The organism is Pseudoalteromonas sp. meg-B1, from assembly GCF_003173795.1.
GTDB classification, from domain to species: domain Bacteria; phylum Pseudomonadota; class Gammaproteobacteria; order Enterobacterales; family Alteromonadaceae; genus Pseudoalteromonas; species Pseudoalteromonas undina.
Genome location: NZ_QGQU01000006.1, coordinates 63015 through 81520, shown reverse-complemented (window position 1 = coordinate 81520; position 18506 = coordinate 63015). Strand labels below are relative to the sequence as shown.

Here is an 18506-nt window from a genome sequence, read left to right as displayed (position 1 = left end):
CGTTATGGCGGCTTGATTGAAAGTGAAAAACAACTTGTCCTTCTAATCCATACCAAGAGCAACTGAGATAAACGTCAATCTTAGCAGTAAACATATTATTTTATAAAGGATTCAAAATGAAAGCGCGCATTCACCTTATATCTACTTATCAAAGGGTTTTTAAAAAGCCTTTGTTTGGGATGTTGATGGTTTTTTCACTGTGGGGAACTAACAGCGCCATTGCTGCAACTTCACTTGAAGCCGCAATACCGCAGAGCAGTTTATTTGATGTGCTAAGTGCGCGGGCTAAAAAGCTTGCTGAACAAGATTACATTGCACCGAAAGAAATACAGTTAGATGCGCTTAATAGTATTGATTATCAAGACTACCGCTCAATTCGCTTTAAGCAAGGCCAATCGGTATGGAAAGATGAAGGGCTTTATGAGCTGCAATTATTTCACCCCGGTTTTTTATATAAAACGCCAGTAAAAATCAATATCGTTGATCAAAATGCAAAGCTTAGCCGCCTTCCATTTAGCACAGAGTTTTATCAATATGATGGAACAGCAGCACACTTAAAAGATGAAATAGCAAAAAGTATTGAAGGTACGCAGTTAGGGCATGCTGGTTTTAGATTACATTACCCATTAAATAACGATGACTATAAAGATGAGGTTATGGTATTTCAGGGCGCTTCTTATTTTCGCTTAGTTGGGCCTAATCAAGTTTATGGTTTATCTGCACGAGGACTGGCGATTGATACCGCACAAACATCTGGTGAAGAGTTTCCTTCATTCAAAGAATTTTGGTTAGTTAAACCAACACCCGAGCAAACTAATATTACTATTTTTGCTTTACTTGATAGTCCATCAGTAGCGGGAGCTTACAAGTTTGAGATAGACCCTAACACGCAGACAAGTGTTAGCGTCGACATGCAAATTTTTGCCCGTAAAGATGTTAAAAAGCTTGGTATAGCACCATTGACAAGTATGTTTTATCACGGTGAAAATAGTACCAAGTTTTTTGATGATTATCGCCCTGAAGTACACGACTCAGACGGTTTGCTCACGCAATCACAAGAAGGTAACTGGGTATGGCGTCCACTTAATAATCCATCCCAACTTAGCGTAACCTCTTTTTCATATGAAAATCCTAAAGGCTTTGGCCTTGCACAGCGTGACCGTGACTTTAATAACTACTTTGATATAGAAGCGCATTATCATGACCGCCCTAGCTTTTGGATAGAACCACAAGGTGAATGGGGGAATGGCCGTGTTGAGCTTGTTGAGATTCCAACAGATACTGAAACTAACGATAATATTGTAAGTTATTGGGTTCCTGAAAAGCCGTTCAAAGCAGGAGAAGCATTAAAGTTTAGTTACAAAATATCGACCTTTAATGATTATCTAAGCCAAAATAATTTGGCTAAAGTGGCTAGAACACGCATTGGCAGTGCAGCATTGCCTGGTGAAGATAACCCACCTCCAAAGAGCCATCGTCAGTTTACTGTTGACTTTACTGGCCCTGATATCAATCAATTATCTGAAAAATTAGTACTTAGCGCAGACTTGCAACTTACCACAGGTGAAGCGCGTGATATTACAGTGCAAAAGCTACCAAAATCATTAGGCTGGCGAGTTGCCTTCAAAGTCGCCCCAAAAGACAGTAACCCTGTAGATATGCGTTTATCGCTAAAGCTACGTAACAAAGCAGTGAGCGAGGTATGGAGCTATGTTTGGTATCCAAATGACATCAAGTAAACAAAGTACTGGCACACCAATGCCTTTTAAAACACTTCGCGTATGGTTATTTGCTATAGCTGCTATTGGCCTCTCAGGCTATGGCATTTCAATTATGTTTGAAATTTTAAACTCAAATGGCATGACCTTGCTTGAGTATGCACTGCTTGCTTTGTTTTCTATTACCTTTGCTTGGATAGTCACCGCGTTTTGTAGTGGTTGCATTGGGTTTATACTACAGCTACTTCGTATAGATCCGCTCACGCTTAAAAGAATAAAACCGGTCTCCATTAACAATGAAGCACTATCACAGCAAAAAACGGCTGTAGTTATGCCTATTTATAATGAAGATACCCATAGAGTTATTGCTGGCTTTGAAGTGAGCTTGCAATCGTTAAAAGCCACTGGGCAATTAAAACACTTTGATTTTTATTTACTGAGCGATACACAAGACGCAACTATTGCTAGTAATGAATTAAGCGCATGGCATGCTTTATGTGAACGTCTTGGCGATACAGCAAAACAGATATTTTACCGTCGTCGTGAAGATAATAAACATCGTAAAGTAGGTAACTTAACCGATTTTTGTGAACGTTGGGGTAGCCAATACGAGCATATGATTGTATTGGATGCTGATAGTGTGATGACGGGTCAATGCATGCTAGAACTCACTACTAGCATGCTGAATAACCCACAAGCGGGATTGATTCAAACTATTCCTATTCCTGTGCGCCAAGATACTTTTTTTGGACGCTTTTTACAGTTTGCTTCGATTCTTTATAGCCCAATGTTAGCTACTGGCTCTGCTTTTTGGCAAACCGATAAAGCCAATTACTGGGGGCATAATGCCATCATTCGTGTTAGTGCGTTTATTGATTGCTGTGGCTTGCCAACACTCAAAGGTAAAGCCCCCTTTGGTGGAGAAATTTTAAGCCATGATTTTGTGGAAGCTTCTCTATTACATAGCGAAAATTGGGACGTATTATTACTTGCCGATATTGAAGGCAGTTATGAAGAGGTTCCCAGTAATATCTTAGATTATGCTGTACGAGACAGACGTTGGGTTCAGGGTAATATTCAGCATCTAGGTTTACTTTCATCAGCAAAGCTAAAGCTAATGAGCAAACTGCACTTTTTACTAGGTGCAACAGCGTATATTTCATCTCTTATTTGGTTGTCTATGCTGGCATTAAGTACCATAGATGCGGTAACACGTGCTTTAAATAGTGATGTCTACTTTAATCGTGCCTATCAGTTATTTCCGACTTGGCAAATAGCCAAAACAGATCTCATTGACTCATTACTTTACCTAACAATTATTATTTTGTTATTACCTAAACTTATGGGCGTCATTGTTACTTTAGTGCACCGTAAACAGCGCTTTGGTGGTGCATTAAAGCTCATTTTAGGATCTATCATTGAAACCATTTTTGCTATTATTGTGGCACCATTGATGATGGTATTTCATGCGTACTTTGTAGTCTGTGTATTTTTAGGCAAAAAAGTAAAATGGGATGCTCAACCGCGTGAAGGTAGAATGGTGCCATGGAAAGAAGCGTTTGGTTATACATTGTTTTCTTCGCTTGTTGCCATTGTATGGGGTAGCGTTGCTTATTACTTTACACCGGTCTTTTTTTGGTGGTTATCTCCTATTTTATTAGGGCTCATCCTCGCTGCTCCTATTGTGCGTTACTCAAGTAGTATCAAGCTAGGCATTAAGCTAAGGCAGTGGGGCATTTTCCTCTGCCCGAGTGAAGTAAATGACGATGCAACATTAGCGGCTCTTAAAGTACACCTCAAAGAGATAGCCGTTCCACCTGTAGGGCGTTATTCAACAGCAACACCGTTGTTACCATTAGAACATAAAGTGACAATGCCTATTCAGAACTTTAGTAGTGAATCACATCGAAAGAAGTTTAAAGCACTCATCACAAAAACTGCTAATAAGCTAAGTTAATGCCACTACAAATAAAAAAGGAGCAACCTTGTGTTGCTCCTTTTTTTTAGCTGCGTTTACACTTATTTTTTAAGCCATGTTCATTTAATACGACGGGCTTCATTATCTTTAAATCAATCATGCTTTATAAAAGTTAAACAATAAAAAACCCGCAGCAAGTGCGGGTTTTTTTAAAGAGTGAAAGTGCTAATTACTTAGCAGCATTTTTCTCTTTTTCTGCAGCGATTACAGTATCAGCTACGTTTTGTGGACATGCAGCGTAGTGTGAGAACTCCATAGAGAACTGACCACGACCAGATGTCATTGTACGTAGTGAACCGATGTAACCGAACATTTCTGATAACGGTACGTCAGCTTTAATACGAACGCCAGTTAAACCAGCTTCTTGATTGCTTAGCATACCACGACGACGGTTAAGGTCACCAATTACATCACCTACGTGATCTTCTGGTGTGAACACGTCAACTTTCATGATTGGCTCAAGAAGTTGTGCACCCGCTTTAGGGATAGACTGACGGAAAGCGCCTTTAGCAGCGATTTCGAAAGCAATTGCAGATGAATCCACGGCGTGGAAGCCACCGTCGAAAAGCTCAACTTCAACGTCAAGTACTGGGAAGCCAGCTAGAACACCTTCACCCATCATTGATTTGAAGCCTTTCTCAACTGCAGGCCAGAATTCTTTAGGTACGTTACCACCAACAACTGATGAAGTGAACGCGAAACCTGAACCCACTTCGCCTGGCTTGATGCGGTAATCGATTTTACCAAATTGACCAGAACCACCAGATTGTTTCTTATGCGTGTAGCTATCTTCGATTTCACGAGTGATAGTTTCACGGTAAGCAACCTGTGGTTGACCAACGATAAGGTCTACACCGTAAGTACGCTTAAGGATATCTACTTTGATATCTAAGTGAAGCTCACCCATACCTTTAAGGATAGTTTCGCCTGAATCTTCATCAGTCTCAACTTGGAAAGATGGATCTTCTGCAACCATTTTACCGATAGCAACACCCATTTTCTCATTACCGCCTTTATCTTTAGGCTGTACAGCAATCGAGATTACTGGAGTTGGGAATACCATTGGCTCAAGTGTTACTGGGTGCTTAGGATCACATAGAGTGTGACCAGTTTGCACGTTTTTCATACCAACGATAGCGATGATATCGCCCGCTTGTGCTGTAGTAAGTTCTTTACGCTCATCTGCTTGCATCTCAACCATACGGCCAACACGCTCAGTTTTACCTGTAAATGCATTAAGGATAGTGTCACCCTTGTTAAGCACACCAGAGTAGATACGTACGAATGTTAACGCACCAAAACGGTCATCCATGATTTTGAATGCAAGCGCTTTGAAAGGTTCGTCTGCAGATACAATTGCATGCTCGCCGTTTTCGTTACCTTCTTCATCCATAAGAGGTTGAGGATCAACTTCTGTAGGTGCAGGTAAGTAATCTACTACTGCGTCAAGAACAAGTTGCATACCTTTGTTTTTGAATGCAGAACCACAGAACGTAGGGAAGAATGCAAGGTCACGAGTACCTTTACGGATACAACGCTTGATATCTTCAACTGAAGGTACTTCACCTTCCATGTATGCTTCCATTAGGTCATCGTCTTGCTCTACAGCAGTCTCGATAAGCATTTCATGGTATTCGTCAACTTTGTCTACCATGTCTGCAGGAACGTCAGTGATTTCGTAGTTTTCAGGAAGACCAGTGTCATCCCAAACGTATGCTTGCTTGTTTAAAACGTCAACAACACCTACGAATTCATCTTCAATACCAATTGGTAAAGTCATGATAAGTGGAGTAGCACCAAGTACTTTTTGTACTTGCGCTGTTACACGGTAAAAATCAGCACCCATACGGTCTAATTTGTTTACGAAGATGATACGTGCAACACCTGATTCGTTCGCATAGCGCCAGTTAGTTTCTGATTGTGGCTCAACACCACCAGAACCACAGAATACACCCACACCGCCATCTAATACTTTAAGTGAACGGTAAACTTCAACTGTGAAGTCAACGTGTCCAGGAGTATCGATAACGTTAAAACGGTGATCTTTCCAGAAACAGCTTACTGCCGCAGACTGGATAGTAATACCGCGCTCAGCTTCTTGATCCATGAAATCGGTAGTCGATTCACCATCATGAACCTCACCTGTTTTGTGGATAGTACCTGTAAGCTTTAGGATACGCTCAGTAGTTGTGGTTTTACCCGCATCAACGTGCGCGAAAATACCAATGTTTCTGTACTTCGATAAATCTGCCATTAATTTTACTCTTAATAAAGTCGATAAATTATTCGGCGGGAGTATAGCATTACTTAAAGCGAACATCACCATAGAAGTCGCTTAAAATGCAATCAATTTATAAAAAACTTGCTTTAAAGATATTTTGGGGTATGAGATGGGCTTGATAGGGGCCCGTTATAAACTGAATTTAAATGACTTAAGTGCTTAATAAGTGCAATGCAGTGATGGCATGAAGCATATAAAATTATTTTGCTCCATGCCCATCATTAGTAAAATTACTCAAAAGTCATGGTTTTGACTTTGTCGTTAATAACTAAATTACCCGCCGTTTTGGCTTTAATTTCATCAACACTTACTCCTGGAGCGCATTCTAACAAGTGAAAGGCGCCGTCTTTAATTTCTAATAAAGCGAGATCCGTAATTACTTTATTAATACAGGCAACACCGGTTAGTGGCAGGCTACATTCACTTAATAGTTTTGACTCACCATGTTTGTTTGCATGGGTCATGGTGCAAATAATATTTTTTGCCCCAGCCACTAAATCCATCGCTCCGCCCATACCTTTAACCAGCTTGTTAGGAATCATCCAACTAGCAATGTTGCCATTTTGGTCAACTTCAAAAGCCCCCAAAACAGTTAAATCAACATGCCCACCGCGGATCATGGCAAAGCTTTCTGCAGAATTAAAAATAGCGGCACCAGTTGCTGCGGTTACTGTTTCCTTCCCCGCGTTGATCATATCCGCATCCACTGAGTCAGCGTGTGGATATGGCCCCATTCCTAAGAGGCCATTTTCCGATTGCAACATCACCTCAATGCCTTCAGGCACATAATTCGCGACAAGTGTTGGTATACCAATACCTAAATTGACGTAGTAGCCATCTTCGAGTTCCATCGCCACGCGTTTTGCTATTTGCTCTCGTGTTAATGCCATAACTATGTACTCCTTATTACTCGGCCGGTTGCGTTGTAATTTTTTCAATCCGCTTTTCAAATTCACCTTTAATAACACGGTCAATATAAATACCGGGTGTATGAATTTGGCTTGGCTCAAGCTCGCCAGGCTCTACAATTTCTTCAACTTCGAGCACGGTAATTTTACCAGCAGTGGCTGCCATAGGATTAAAGTTCATCGCCGTATGACGATAAATACAATTTCCATAGCGATCCGCTTTCCAGGCTTTTACAATAGCAAAATCACCGGTAATACTCGGCTCAAGTAAGTAATCACGGCCGTTAATATTGCGTGTTTCTTTGCCTTCGGCGACCGGAGTGCCCACACCGGTTGCGGTATAAAAGGCAGGAATGCCCGCACCACCGGCACGCATTTTTTCGGCTAGCGTCCCTTGTGGCGTTAGTTCAACATCCAACTCACCACTCAATAACTGCTGCTCAAATAATGCATTTTCGCCCACATACGAGGCAATCATTTTACTAATTTGCTTGTCTTCGAGTAGCACACCTAAACCAAAACCATCAACACCACAGTTATTCGACACTAAGGTCAAGTCTCGGGTGCCTTGGCGCTTAATCTGTGCAATTAATCCCTCAGGAATACCACATAAACCAAAACCACCAGCGATAACTGTCATACCATCTTCAAGACCCGCCATCGCTTCGCTGTAACTTGTAACTACTTTATCAAAACCTGCCATTGGCTCCTCCTATTGTGCAGTCCAACCGCCATCAATGGCGATCGCTTGGGCGGTAATGTTACGAGCTGCATCGGCCATTAAAAAACTAACGGTATGTAGGATCTCGTCTAAGCCGATAAATGCTTTTTTCGGCATGGGTGCTAGCATAATCGTGTCGATCACTTGTTGCTCAGAAATACCATGTTCTTTTGCTTGTGCGGAAATTTGCTGTTCTACCAAAGGCGTTTTCACATAGGCAGGGCAAACAGTGTTAATAGTAATATTGGCATCCCCTGTTTCGAGTGCCATAGTTTTCGTGAAGCCGATTAAGCCATGCTTTGCAGCGATATAAGCCGACTTATATTTAGAGGCAACCATCGCATGAATAGAACCAATATTTATGATTCGACCAAAGTTTTGAGCCCGCATACGTGGCAAAACTGCTTTACTCATCATTGCGGGGCCAACCAACATCACTTGCTGTAAAAGCAGCCACTTATCTGCAGGAAAGTCTTCTAATTTAGCTACATGCTGTATTCCTGCATTATTAATTAATACATCGATAGGTTGCGTAAAGGTGCTAAAAAAGTCCTCAATCGCTTGGCTATCAGCAACGTTAAGTGCGTAACCATGAGCGTTACCACCCTGATAAACTATTTTTTGCGCTGCTTGTTGAGCCTGTTGCTCATTAAGATCGGTAACAATAATGGTATGCCCAGCAAGAGCTAACTGCTCAGCAATATAAAACCCTATTCCACTAGCTGCACCGGTGATTAAAACGTTTTGACTCATACTGCTATTCCTCTAAAAACTCACTGATAAGCTGCGCTTTAGGCAAAATTGAAAAAATGCCATCCAAATGTCCCCAACCGCCTTCAATTTCAGAAAGCTGAACGTCTTTCCCCAGCGACTTCATTGACTCATACACGGTTCGCATATTTTCAGGGCGTAGAAGTAGGTCATTGGTGGCAGGTAATAACAATGTTTTAGCGCTGACCTTTTTAAGTGCTGTACTTAAGTCTTGCTCCATACCGGCAGTAAACAGTTGTGATGCCCGTACCAAATACAATACGTGATTTGCATCTTGGGCTTTTGCTCTTGCCATGGCTCTTTGCGCCAGTGTTTGGCTCAATTTTGGCAAGGTACGAATGTCTTTTAACGCGCCTTCATCAAGTACGTTAAAGTCAGGGAAGCTAGCGTTATAAATAATCGGGTGCATGGCATCTTGGGTAATATTAAGCATGGTGGCGGCAAGTCCATCTAATGGGCGTTCCTTGCCGTAGTAATTACCTTGCTGCCAGTTTTTATCTAACCGAATTGGCAATGCCCACTTTTCAAGGGCTGCGACTGTCCATGCATCCATTTTTGCAGCGCCAATCACATGAATTAACCGCTCTACTTTATCTGGGTAACGCGTTGCCCACTCAAGAGCTTGAAACGACCCCATTGATGCGCCCATCACGGCATGTAACTTAGTGATACCTAGACTTTCGAGTAAACGCTTTTGCACATTCACAAAGTCAGTAATCGTAACCACAGGAAAATCTAAACCATATGGTTTACCTGTTTTGGGATTAGTTGACGCTGGGCCTGTGGTGATTACATTTTCATCATGCCAGTTGGCATTGACTAAGGTGTCAGAGCTGATCACAAAATACTTGTTAGTATCTATGGCTTTTCCTGAGCCAATTAACGCATCCCAGTACCCTGCTGCGGCGTCGTCGGCTGAATATTTACCTGCAGCATGAGAGGTTCCAGAAAAATAATGAGTGATCAAAATCACATTATCTTTGGCTTCGTTAAGCTCACCATAACTTTCCCAGCCAATATCAACCTGTGGCAACGTTGTACCTGAAACCGTTGTGAAGTTTTCAGTGCTAAAATGTTGCTTTTCTACTAGTAATGGCTCTGCTTTATCAGCGCCAAACACGGTACTACTAAATAAAAACAGCAACCCTATTAATAATATTATTCTCATTGCAATTCCTTAAAAAGTGATGAATAAGCTTAGTGCAAGAGCCACCCCAACCAATGGGATAACCACGGTCAATGCAGCTAATGGCCAATAAGCGCGTTGATGTGTTTCTTTACAAATGGCCCTGATGGTTGTGACCACGTAGCCATTATGTGGCAGGCTATCTAATGCACCAGAACTAATAGCAACCACTCTGTGTAATTGCTCTGGATTAACTCCCATATCCAAATATCCAGGAGCCACAAGCGGTAGTGCAATCGCTTGCCCGCCGGATGCTGACCCCGTTAACCCAGCTATAACGCTCACTGCAACAGCAGCCCCCACCAGCTCATTACCAGGCATATGAGTCATAGCATCAACAGCAGCAATAAAAGCCGGTGATACTTTAGCCACAGCGCCAAACCCAACTACAGCTGCAGTGTTACCTATCGCCACTAAGGCACCAGTGGTACCCATATTGATTGCATTGGCCATGTTATGGAAATACTTATAATTAATGACCACAATACTCAAAACACCACCAAGCAGCGCCACAATCAGCGCAGTTTGCTGTAAAACATCATGTAATATAAATGATAGAAGTAGCACCACCAGCAAAGGAATAACCCCGGTGATTGGGTGCGGCCGCTTACGCTCTAAAATAACTGGATCGTCGTCTCTAGCAGCAAAGCGCTCACCTTTGGCAACCGCCTTTTTAATCATTTTATTTAGCCAAAAGTAACCTACTGTCGCCATAAAAATAGCCACCACTAAGCTTACTTCCCACGCGGCATAAGGTGAGGTACCTAAATGCTTTACGGGTATCCAATTTTGAATTTCAGGCGAGCCCGCAGAGGTCATAGTAAACGTCACTGAACCAAACGCTAACGTTGCAGGTATAAAGCGCCGTGGCAAATCAGCGTCTTTAAATAAACTGAGCGCCATCGGGTAAACCGAAAACGCCACTATGAATACGCTAACTCCGCCATAAGTCAGTACGGCACAAGCAATCACCACCGCGAGCACCGCATGCTTCATACCTAATTTGCCAACAATGTAACTGGCTACACTGTCTGCTGCGCCTGTATCTTCCATAAATTTACCGAACAACGAGCCCAGCAAAAACATAAAAAACCATGCGCTTAAAAATCCAGCAAAGCCATCCATATACGCGTTAATAAAATTACTATCGGCAGTCACCGGGAATATAGCCATCCCACTAGTTAGTGCAACCAACAATGCACATATTGGCGCGGCAATAAATAAATTGACCCCACGCAACGTTAAAATTATTAGCAGTATTAAACCGCCTAACAGCCCTATCATACTCAGCATAGACATTCCTATAATTATTGTTATTACCCAGATGAGGTGACATCGCAGTAACTGCTGTTAGTTTTATCGCTCAGCGAAAATAAAGACATAACACTAAGGTACTACATGCTTTAAATTTGGCTTAAAAGCAAGATAAGTCAAGGTGTTAAAAACATATAGCACTATGGTACTAATTCATTTTTTAACACTATCTTCTACATTAAGTGCAGGTGACATGAGCAAACAAATAATCAACTAATAACAACAGGAACACACCAATGATAAAGCTCAAACAAAATATCACACCCGTTACACTCGCTGTTTCACTGGCCTTATTAAGCACAACAAGTGTGGCAGCTGAACAAGCCTCTACAGTAAAAAAAGCAGAGTTAGAGCGAATAGAAGTAACCGCTCGCAAAACCGTTGAAAACTTACAAGAAGTTCCGGTTGCCGTAACCTCAATTGGCGCACAAGAATTAGCAGAAAATGGCATTAGTGTGATGACCGAGGTACAGCAGTTTTCGCCCAACACCACACTACAATCAAGCCGAGGCACTAACTCTACTATCACTGCGTTTATTCGCGGTGTAGGTCAGCAAGACCCTCTCTGGGGTTATGAACCTGGTGTAGGTATTTACATTGATGATGTATACATCGCCCGCCCGCAAGGTGCCGTGCTCGACTTACTTGATGTGCAGCAAATTGAAGTATTACGTGGCCCGCAAGGTACGCTATATGGCAAAAACACTATTGGTGGTGCAGTAAAGTATGTCACCAAAGAAATGAGCGGAGATGCAACGCTAAATATTCAAGGCACCGTAGGCAGCTACAGCCAAAAAGATTTAAAAGTTACTGGACAGCTCCCACTTATTGACGAAAAACTCTATGTTGGTTTTGGTTTTGCCACATTGAACCGTGATGGCTATGGTAAATTTTTAACGTCTGCGCTTGATAACCAAGATCGCGAAAACTACAACAAAGATGTTACCGCTGCACGGGTTACGCTAGAGTACACCCCAACCGATGACTTATTCTTTCGTTTAGCGTGGGATAAAACCGATGATGACTCTAACGCGAAAGGCGGATATCGCTTACTTCCAAGCATATTAACTAATGCGCCTGTACCAGATAGCGTGTATGACTCTTATACTAGTTTACCAACATGGAACAAAGTAGAACTTGAAGGTATGAGCTTAACTGCTCGCTGGGATATGAGCGCAAACACCAGCATTAAATACGTTGCAGCAACAAGAGAAAGCTATTCACCAACCAATATCGACTTTGATAATACCTCTTTACCTATTTTTGATGTTCCAGCCATTTATGACGATGAACAAACCACGCATGAGTTGCAGCTAAATCACAGTGGCGATGACTACAAATTAGTATCGGGCTTATATTACTATGATGGTGAATCGTGTGGCCAGTTTGAGGCTGTACTAGGTGTGCTTGGTCAAAGTTTAGGTGCCCCTGGACTTACCCGTGAAGTAAGCGGTTGTAGCAACTCCACCAGCAAAGCAGCTTATATACAAGGAAGCTATGACTTTGATGAAAAATGGTCAATGACCCTAGGCGCACGCTATACCAAAGACAGCAAAGAAGCGATTGTAAATAATGGTCTTATTTTTGACGTTGTTTATCCTGAATCAGGTTGGATCCCGGGTTATGTACGCCCTGAAGGCCAATTAGTGCCTACCGTACTCGATGACAGCGAAGATTGGTCACGCTTTACACCTCGTGCAGGTGTGGAATACCAATACAATAACGACATTATGTTTTTTGCTAGTTACTCGCAAGGGTTTAAGTCAGGGACATTTAATCCACGAGCTACAACAGCAGAACCAGCAGCAAGACCCGAAGTAGTTGACTCAATTGAGTTAGGCATGAAAAGCGAATGGAATGATAATTTACGCGCAAACTTAACCGTATTCACACTTGATCACAAGGATCGTCAGTATATTTCGGTATTACCTGGTGACAGCGCCGCAGATTTAAACCAGCGCTTAGGTAATATTGGCGAGTCTAAGTCTGATGGCGTTGAATTAGAACTTAGCTATGTTGCAAGCGATGCACTAACTTTCGACGCGTCAATCGGTTACATCGACAGTAGTTTTGAAAATGTAATTGATACCAACCCTGATACCGGTGAAACATTTGATAAATCAGACCGTTTTAGTGTTTCAAACACCCCAGATCTAACTTTCAACTTAGGTGCTACCTATCGTTTATACACAGAAATGGGCGACTTCGTTATAAATGGTAATTACTATCACCGTGGTGATTACGCACTGTTCGAAGAAGATAGCCTCTTAACACAAGACGCCTACGGATTATTAAATATTGGTGTTACTTGGTACAGCACAGATGGCCATTGGACTGCGGGTATTTATGGTAAAAACCTAACCGATGAAGAATACATGATTGGTGGTTATCAGTTCGTGGCTCCTGATCCGTCAGATCCAACTGATACCAGCAAATACACGCCGGGTCTTGGTGGAGACAATACCTTGATTGGTTACTACGGCGACCCTCGCACAATATCACTCACTGTGGGCTATCGTTTTTAAAATTTAATATCACTAGGGCCTGTTGACCTTTGCTGATTGAAATTTGTTCAAACTAGGGGCTGTTTTAATCGCGGCGCGAGGTTTGCAACCTAGTGGGCTAAGTAAAAACCGAGCAACAAAGAGTAAATCGCCCCTCGGAAGAACCCGAAGGGCAGCGCCTGTTTGGCATTGATGCTGCGTTATCGCCTATTTATGTGGAATAACCACATGACATAGGCTCTACCTTGCCTAAATATCAAACAGACTGCTGCAAATTCAATCTTGAAAGGTGAACAGACCCTAGGGTTTGTCTGTATATCCCCACAGACAAACCTTGTTTCACATCGCAAAATCACATATAACTTAATGCATTGGAGACTATTTGAAATGGCTTGTGCTGTGAATACCATAATTGCTGATGACCATCCTTTATTCAGAAGTGCGCTACGTCAAGCAGCAGCGACTTCCGTACCAGAACAATATATAAAAGAAACCAGCGATATCGACGGGTTATTTAGCTTATTAAAATCACACCCCGAGATAGAGCTGATATTTTTAGATTTAACAATTCCTGGCGCCAATGGTTTACAAGCGCTCTCACAACTAAGAAATCAATACCCTGATATATTAATTATTATGGTATCGGCTAACGAAACCCCCACTATCATAAAACAAGCCATGAGCTTAGGTGCTGCAGGCTATATTCCAAAGTCATCATCCCTTGATGTGATCAGTGAAGCCATTGAACATGTACTCAATGGAGACTCTTGGTTGCCAACAGATATTGACTTAACTGATGTGGTTGTTAATGACGAACAGAGCAATTTTGCCCGCAACCTAGAAAAACTCACTCCACAGCAATACCGTGTACTCGCGATGATAGCCGACGGGCTTTTGAACAAACAAATTGCCTTTGAAATGTCGATTCAAGAAACCACCATAAAACAACATGTATCGGCCATTTTGCGAAAGCTGAATGTGTATAACCGTACCCAAGCAGGCATTTTGTTTAATCAGCTATCTCAAGTTGGTAAGTTAGAGGCGAGCTAATATAGTGTACGTCTCTAAGTCAGTCGTTTTATCATTCTTTTTAATGCCGGTGCTTTAAGTGGTTTGTACAATAAAGGATAACCTGCATCGAGTACGCGCTCGCGTATTTGCTCATCGTGGTTTGCAGTATTAACAATGGCAGGCAGCGTCATTAATCCTGCTTGTTCAATCACCTCAAGACCCGTTACACCGTCATCCAACTGATAATCAACAATAAGTAGCTGTGGTAGTGTATTTTCTGCTTTGAGTTGCTCAAGTTCAATTAAGTTAGTGGCCGTGGCAATTTCACAGCCCCAGTTTTCTAGCAACTGTTTCAGCGCTTCAAGTACATTACGATCGTTATCCACAAGCCAAATACATAAACGACCCAATTCAGTTTCTGAATTGGCAGGTACATGCGCAGTGGCTGGTGTTTTTAAACTAGGTTTGCATGGCATGGTTAAAGTAAATTGGGTGCCTTGATTAAGTTGCGACCCCATTACTAACGGGATCCCGAGTAAGTCACAAATTCGTTTGGTGATCGACAACCCTAAACCAAGTCCTTCAGCATTGGGTTTTTCACCCAATTGTTTAAATTCCTGATAAATACTCTGCTGATCACTAGTGGCAATACCTATGCCTGTGTCTTCAATCACAAACGACACATGGCGTTCATCAAGTAAGACTCTTAAGCGTACTTCACCGTGCTCAGTGTAGCGAATCGCATTACTTAGTAAGTTTCTTAGTACACGCTTAAGTAATGCTTTATCTGTGTAAATTCGCGCTTCACACGACTCAACAACAAAGCTGAGGCCTTTTTCTTGAGCAAGAGCTAAATAATCATTACGCAATGGCTCTATTAAACTACTCACATTAAATTCCGTTAGCTGTACTTTAAACGAGCCCGAATCGAGCTTAGTTAATTCCAAAATACTTGAAAGTAACTCTTCCGCACTGCCTAATGAATTTTTAATATTCATGGCTAGCTCTTTAAGCTCAGTATCTTGAGCTTTTTCGTTCATCAGCGAGCAAAACAAACTTGCTGCATTAAATGGCTGCAATAAATCGTGACTCGCTGCGGCAAAAAAACGCGTTTTACTTACTGTTGCTTGCTCTGCTACTTGCTTAGCTTTAGAAAGCGCTTGGTTAGCCTGTGTTAATGCCGCAGTTCGCGTAGCCACTTGTTCTTCAAGACTTAAATTAGCTTGTGTTAGCGCTTTTTGTTGTTTTACAAATTCACTTATGTCGGTATAGGTCGTTACAAATCCACCGCCAGGTAAAGGCTTACCTTGCATTTCAAATACTCGCCCATCGTTGTGAGCACGCTGATATTTATAAGCACTACCTTGCTTTAAATACGCTAAACGCTTATCAACTTCAGTATTAATATCCTCACCACGAAATAAGCCTCGCTCAGCGTTAAAGCGAATAATATCGGCAACAGGTCGGCCTATATACAAAGCACTTTCAGGATAATTAAACATCTGCTTATAACCTTGATTCCAGGCTACCAAACGAAGTTCCCTATCAACTACGCTAATGCCTTGCTGAATATTTTCAATGGTAGATTGCAGCAAATCACGATTAAATTTAAGTACTTGGCTAGCTTCATCTACAAACTCGGCGACTTGTTCTAAAGGCTGACGCTGCTCATTTTTCGCTACATCTAAAATTAGCCGTGCTGATGCGCCACCAATAACCGCTGACATTTCACGCTCAACTAATAACTCAAGCTCAACATTAGCAATCCGCTTCCATTGGCTTTTTTCATGTGGGAAATACTGCTGCACTAAAGAGTGGCTCGCGTCTTTTTCAGCAAAACGCTGTAATAATGCACCTAGGTCTTCATAATTGAGTGGCTGTAATGCAGTGTTTAATCGCGAGTCGTTTAATTGTGAAATAAACTTATTGCTTTGCAGACGCTCAGCAAGCGTTGCACGGCTAAATAGTGGTACAAGCAAATACACTAGTGTATTAACCCCTAACGACAATAGTAATGATTGGCTTATACTTTCTAAACCCAATGAAAATAAATCAGTTGGAGCCAACCACTTAATATTCCACGGTCCTTCAACTAACCAACTGCTTTGGCTGCCTAAGCCACTAGCCAAGTTCGGTAGTAATAGAGTGTACCCCCAAATAACAAAGCCGCTTAAAATCCCAAACTGTGCACCACGACACGATGCGTGTCGCCACCACAAACCAATGATCATCGCAGGAGCAAATTGTGCCACCAAGGTAAACGACATTAACCCAACACTGGCTAGCGTGGTAGTTTCTGCAAGCACTCTATGAGTGAAATAGCTAAGTAACAATATCAGCACAATCACTATTTTACGCGCATGCAGCAAGTGATTTTTATCTAGCCCTCGGCTACTTGAAGTTAACTGTGAACGACGTAAGATAAACTGATTGATAAAATCGTTAGTGATCATCACCGACAAAACAATTGACGAGACGATTACCATACTGGTAGCCGCCGAAAAGCCACCTAAAAAGGCAAGTAAGGTTACCCCGCTATTGTCTGCCGCCATTGGCAACGCTAATACAAAGGTATCTTGACCTACACTATTGCCGTTAAAGTAAACCAGCCCCGCATAAGCAATGGGTAATATAAATAAATTAATGGCCAATAAATAAAGCGGAAATAACCACCGAGCGGTAGCCAGTTCATTATTATTGTTATTTTCAATAAAGCTCATATGAAACTGGCGTGGTAAACATAACGTTGCCAGTATCCCTAAAAAAGTATGCGCAACATATACATAAACAGGGCTTTGAGTTGCCGCAACTTGATTAGGTATATTTAGCGCTAGTGCTTGCTCGTAGAGTGCAACTGGGCTATCAAATAAAACAAAACAGACATATAAACCCACCCCAATAAAAGCCAGTAACTTTACTATTGATTCAAAGGCAATACTGGCGATTAGTCCAGGGTTATGCTCGCTAGGTTTAAGCCTTCGGGCACCAAATAAAATCGCAAATAAAGCCAGTAATAAAGTGATATAAAACGTACTATCAGCCCACACTTGGTTACTTTGAGTAGGGGCTCGGTCGGTGACTAAGTTGATGCTCTGCGCAGTTGCACTTAGCTGAAGAGAAATATACGGCACAATCGCTATTACTGAAATAAGTGAGATCAGCCCTGACAGACTTGACGACTGCCCATATCTCGTAGCAATAAAATCAGCCAATGACGTGAGTTTTTGTTGTCGACAAATATGTGCAATACGGCAATACAATTGCCAGCCAAAAATAAATAATATAATAGTGCCCGCATAAGTTGGTGCTAACCACCAACCATTACTTGCGGCTTGCGCAGTTGTGCCATAAAAAGCCCATGAGGTACAATATACACCCAGTGACAGACCATAAATCATACCTTTGAATGGCAGCACCTTACGCCTATCTGCCCACCCCGCCACTGCAAATAATACTCCTAGGTACACCACGGCAATAAGGCTAATAAACCAAATAGAAAACATATTTTTGTTCTTGTTATTATTTTTATAATACTTAACTTAGCATAAGGAGAATTGCAGCAAAAATCAGCCCTTACTTTAGTGCTATAAATGAACAAAAAGTTAAAATAAGAATTATTTGCATTTAGGTGTTGACAGTTACTTAGATCTAACTGATAATCAATCTCAACAAGAAGGAAGTACATTGCTTTTTGTGACGGTAAAGTTCATTTGTTTCTCGACCCTGAAACAACGTGTGGCTCACGTTAAAGCTAAGATTATCTGTTATTAATCACAACGCCCCTTGATATTGATTGCAGATAATCGTCTATTACTTACTTGCTACATTGCTCATATCGGTGACGGTTGATATGAAACTAAAAAGCCCTTACGGGCTTTTTTTATGCCTGTAATTTAATATACAATCAGCTCAAAGTTAATGAGAATTATTTGCATTAAGATGTTGACAACCACTCAAATCTAACTGATAATCACTATCAACAAGAAGGCGGTACATTGCTTTTTGTGACTGAAAAATTCATTTGTTTCTCGACCCTAAAACAGACGTGTGGCGCACGCTAACAGCTATGGAAACCTGTTATAAACCACAACGCCCCTTGCTGTTTATGACCTGC

The 18506-nt window shown here is 41.7% G+C and carries 11 protein-coding genes; 4 read left to right on the top strand and 7 right to left on the bottom strand.

Going from position 1 to position 18506, the window contains the following annotated elements; genetic code table 11:
- Positions 1-116: 116 nt before the first annotated feature.
- Together DK924_RS16900 and mdoH are read left to right on the top strand one after the other, a co-directional pair.
- Positions 117-1739 carry a glucan biosynthesis protein G gene (locus tag DK924_RS16900; protein WP_109875737.1) on the top strand — a complete coding sequence of 541 codons (1623 nt, stop codon included), beginning with the start codon at positions 117-119 and terminating at the stop codon, positions 1737-1739.
- Complete coding sequence (gene mdoH, locus DK924_RS16895; protein WP_109875736.1) at positions 1711-3675, top strand: glucans biosynthesis glucosyltransferase MdoH; 1965 nt, start codon at positions 1711-1713, stop codon at positions 3673-3675. Before DK924_RS16900 ends, mdoH begins: the two co-directional genes overlap by 29 nt.
- A gap of 190 nt (positions 3676-3865) precedes the next feature.
- Here the strand turns inward: mdoH and fusA are convergent, their stop codons facing one another.
- The 6 genes from fusA to DK924_RS16865 all read right to left on the bottom strand — a co-directional run bounded on the left by fusA (position 3866) and on the right by DK924_RS16865 (position 10856).
- A complete protein-coding gene (gene fusA, locus DK924_RS16890) occupies positions 3866-5950 on the bottom strand; it encodes an elongation factor G (RefSeq protein WP_010392256.1) in 2085 nt (694 codons plus the stop codon).
- A 257-nt stretch (positions 5951-6207) separates the two neighbouring features.
- Positions 6208-6867 carry a CoA transferase subunit B gene (locus DK924_RS16885; RefSeq protein WP_055012315.1) on the bottom strand — a complete coding sequence of 220 codons (660 nt, stop codon included), beginning with the start codon at positions 6865-6867 and terminating at the stop codon, positions 6208-6210.
- A 16-nt stretch (positions 6868-6883) separates the two neighbouring features.
- Complete coding sequence (locus tag DK924_RS16880; protein ID WP_109875735.1) at positions 6884-7588, bottom strand: CoA transferase subunit A; 705 nt, start codon at positions 7586-7588, stop codon at positions 6884-6886.
- A 9-nt stretch (positions 7589-7597) separates the two neighbouring features.
- Complete coding sequence (locus DK924_RS16875; RefSeq protein WP_109875734.1) at positions 7598-8359, bottom strand: 3-hydroxybutyrate dehydrogenase; 762 nt, start codon at positions 8357-8359, stop codon at positions 7598-7600.
- A gap of 4 nt (positions 8360-8363) precedes the next feature.
- Complete coding sequence (locus DK924_RS16870) at positions 8364-9545, bottom strand: homoserine O-acetyltransferase (RefSeq protein WP_109875733.1); 1182 nt, start codon at positions 9543-9545, stop codon at positions 8364-8366.
- Between the two features lie 9 nt (positions 9546-9554).
- A complete protein-coding gene (locus tag DK924_RS16865) occupies positions 9555-10856 on the bottom strand; it encodes a GntP family permease (RefSeq protein WP_010392249.1) in 1302 nt (433 codons plus the stop codon).
- A gap of 257 nt (positions 10857-11113) precedes the next feature.
- Between DK924_RS16865 and DK924_RS16860 the strand changes: the two genes are divergently transcribed.
- Both DK924_RS16860 and DK924_RS16855 read left to right on the top strand, forming a co-directional pair.
- Positions 11114-13402: a TonB-dependent receptor gene (locus DK924_RS16860; RefSeq protein WP_109875732.1), complete on the top strand. Its 2289-nt coding sequence runs from the start codon at positions 11114-11116 to the stop codon at positions 13400-13402.
- A gap of 366 nt (positions 13403-13768) precedes the next feature.
- A complete protein-coding gene (locus tag DK924_RS16855) occupies positions 13769-14431 on the top strand; it encodes a response regulator transcription factor (RefSeq protein WP_010392247.1) in 663 nt (220 codons plus the stop codon).
- Positions 14432-14445: 14 nt separating this feature from the next.
- Here the strand turns inward: DK924_RS16855 and DK924_RS16850 are convergent, their stop codons facing one another.
- Positions 14446-17895 (bottom strand): PAS domain-containing hybrid sensor histidine kinase/response regulator, encoded by a 3450-nt coding sequence (locus DK924_RS16850; RefSeq protein WP_109875731.1) that lies wholly within the window; start codon positions 17893-17895, stop codon positions 14446-14448.
- Positions 17896-18506 lie beyond the last annotated feature (611 nt).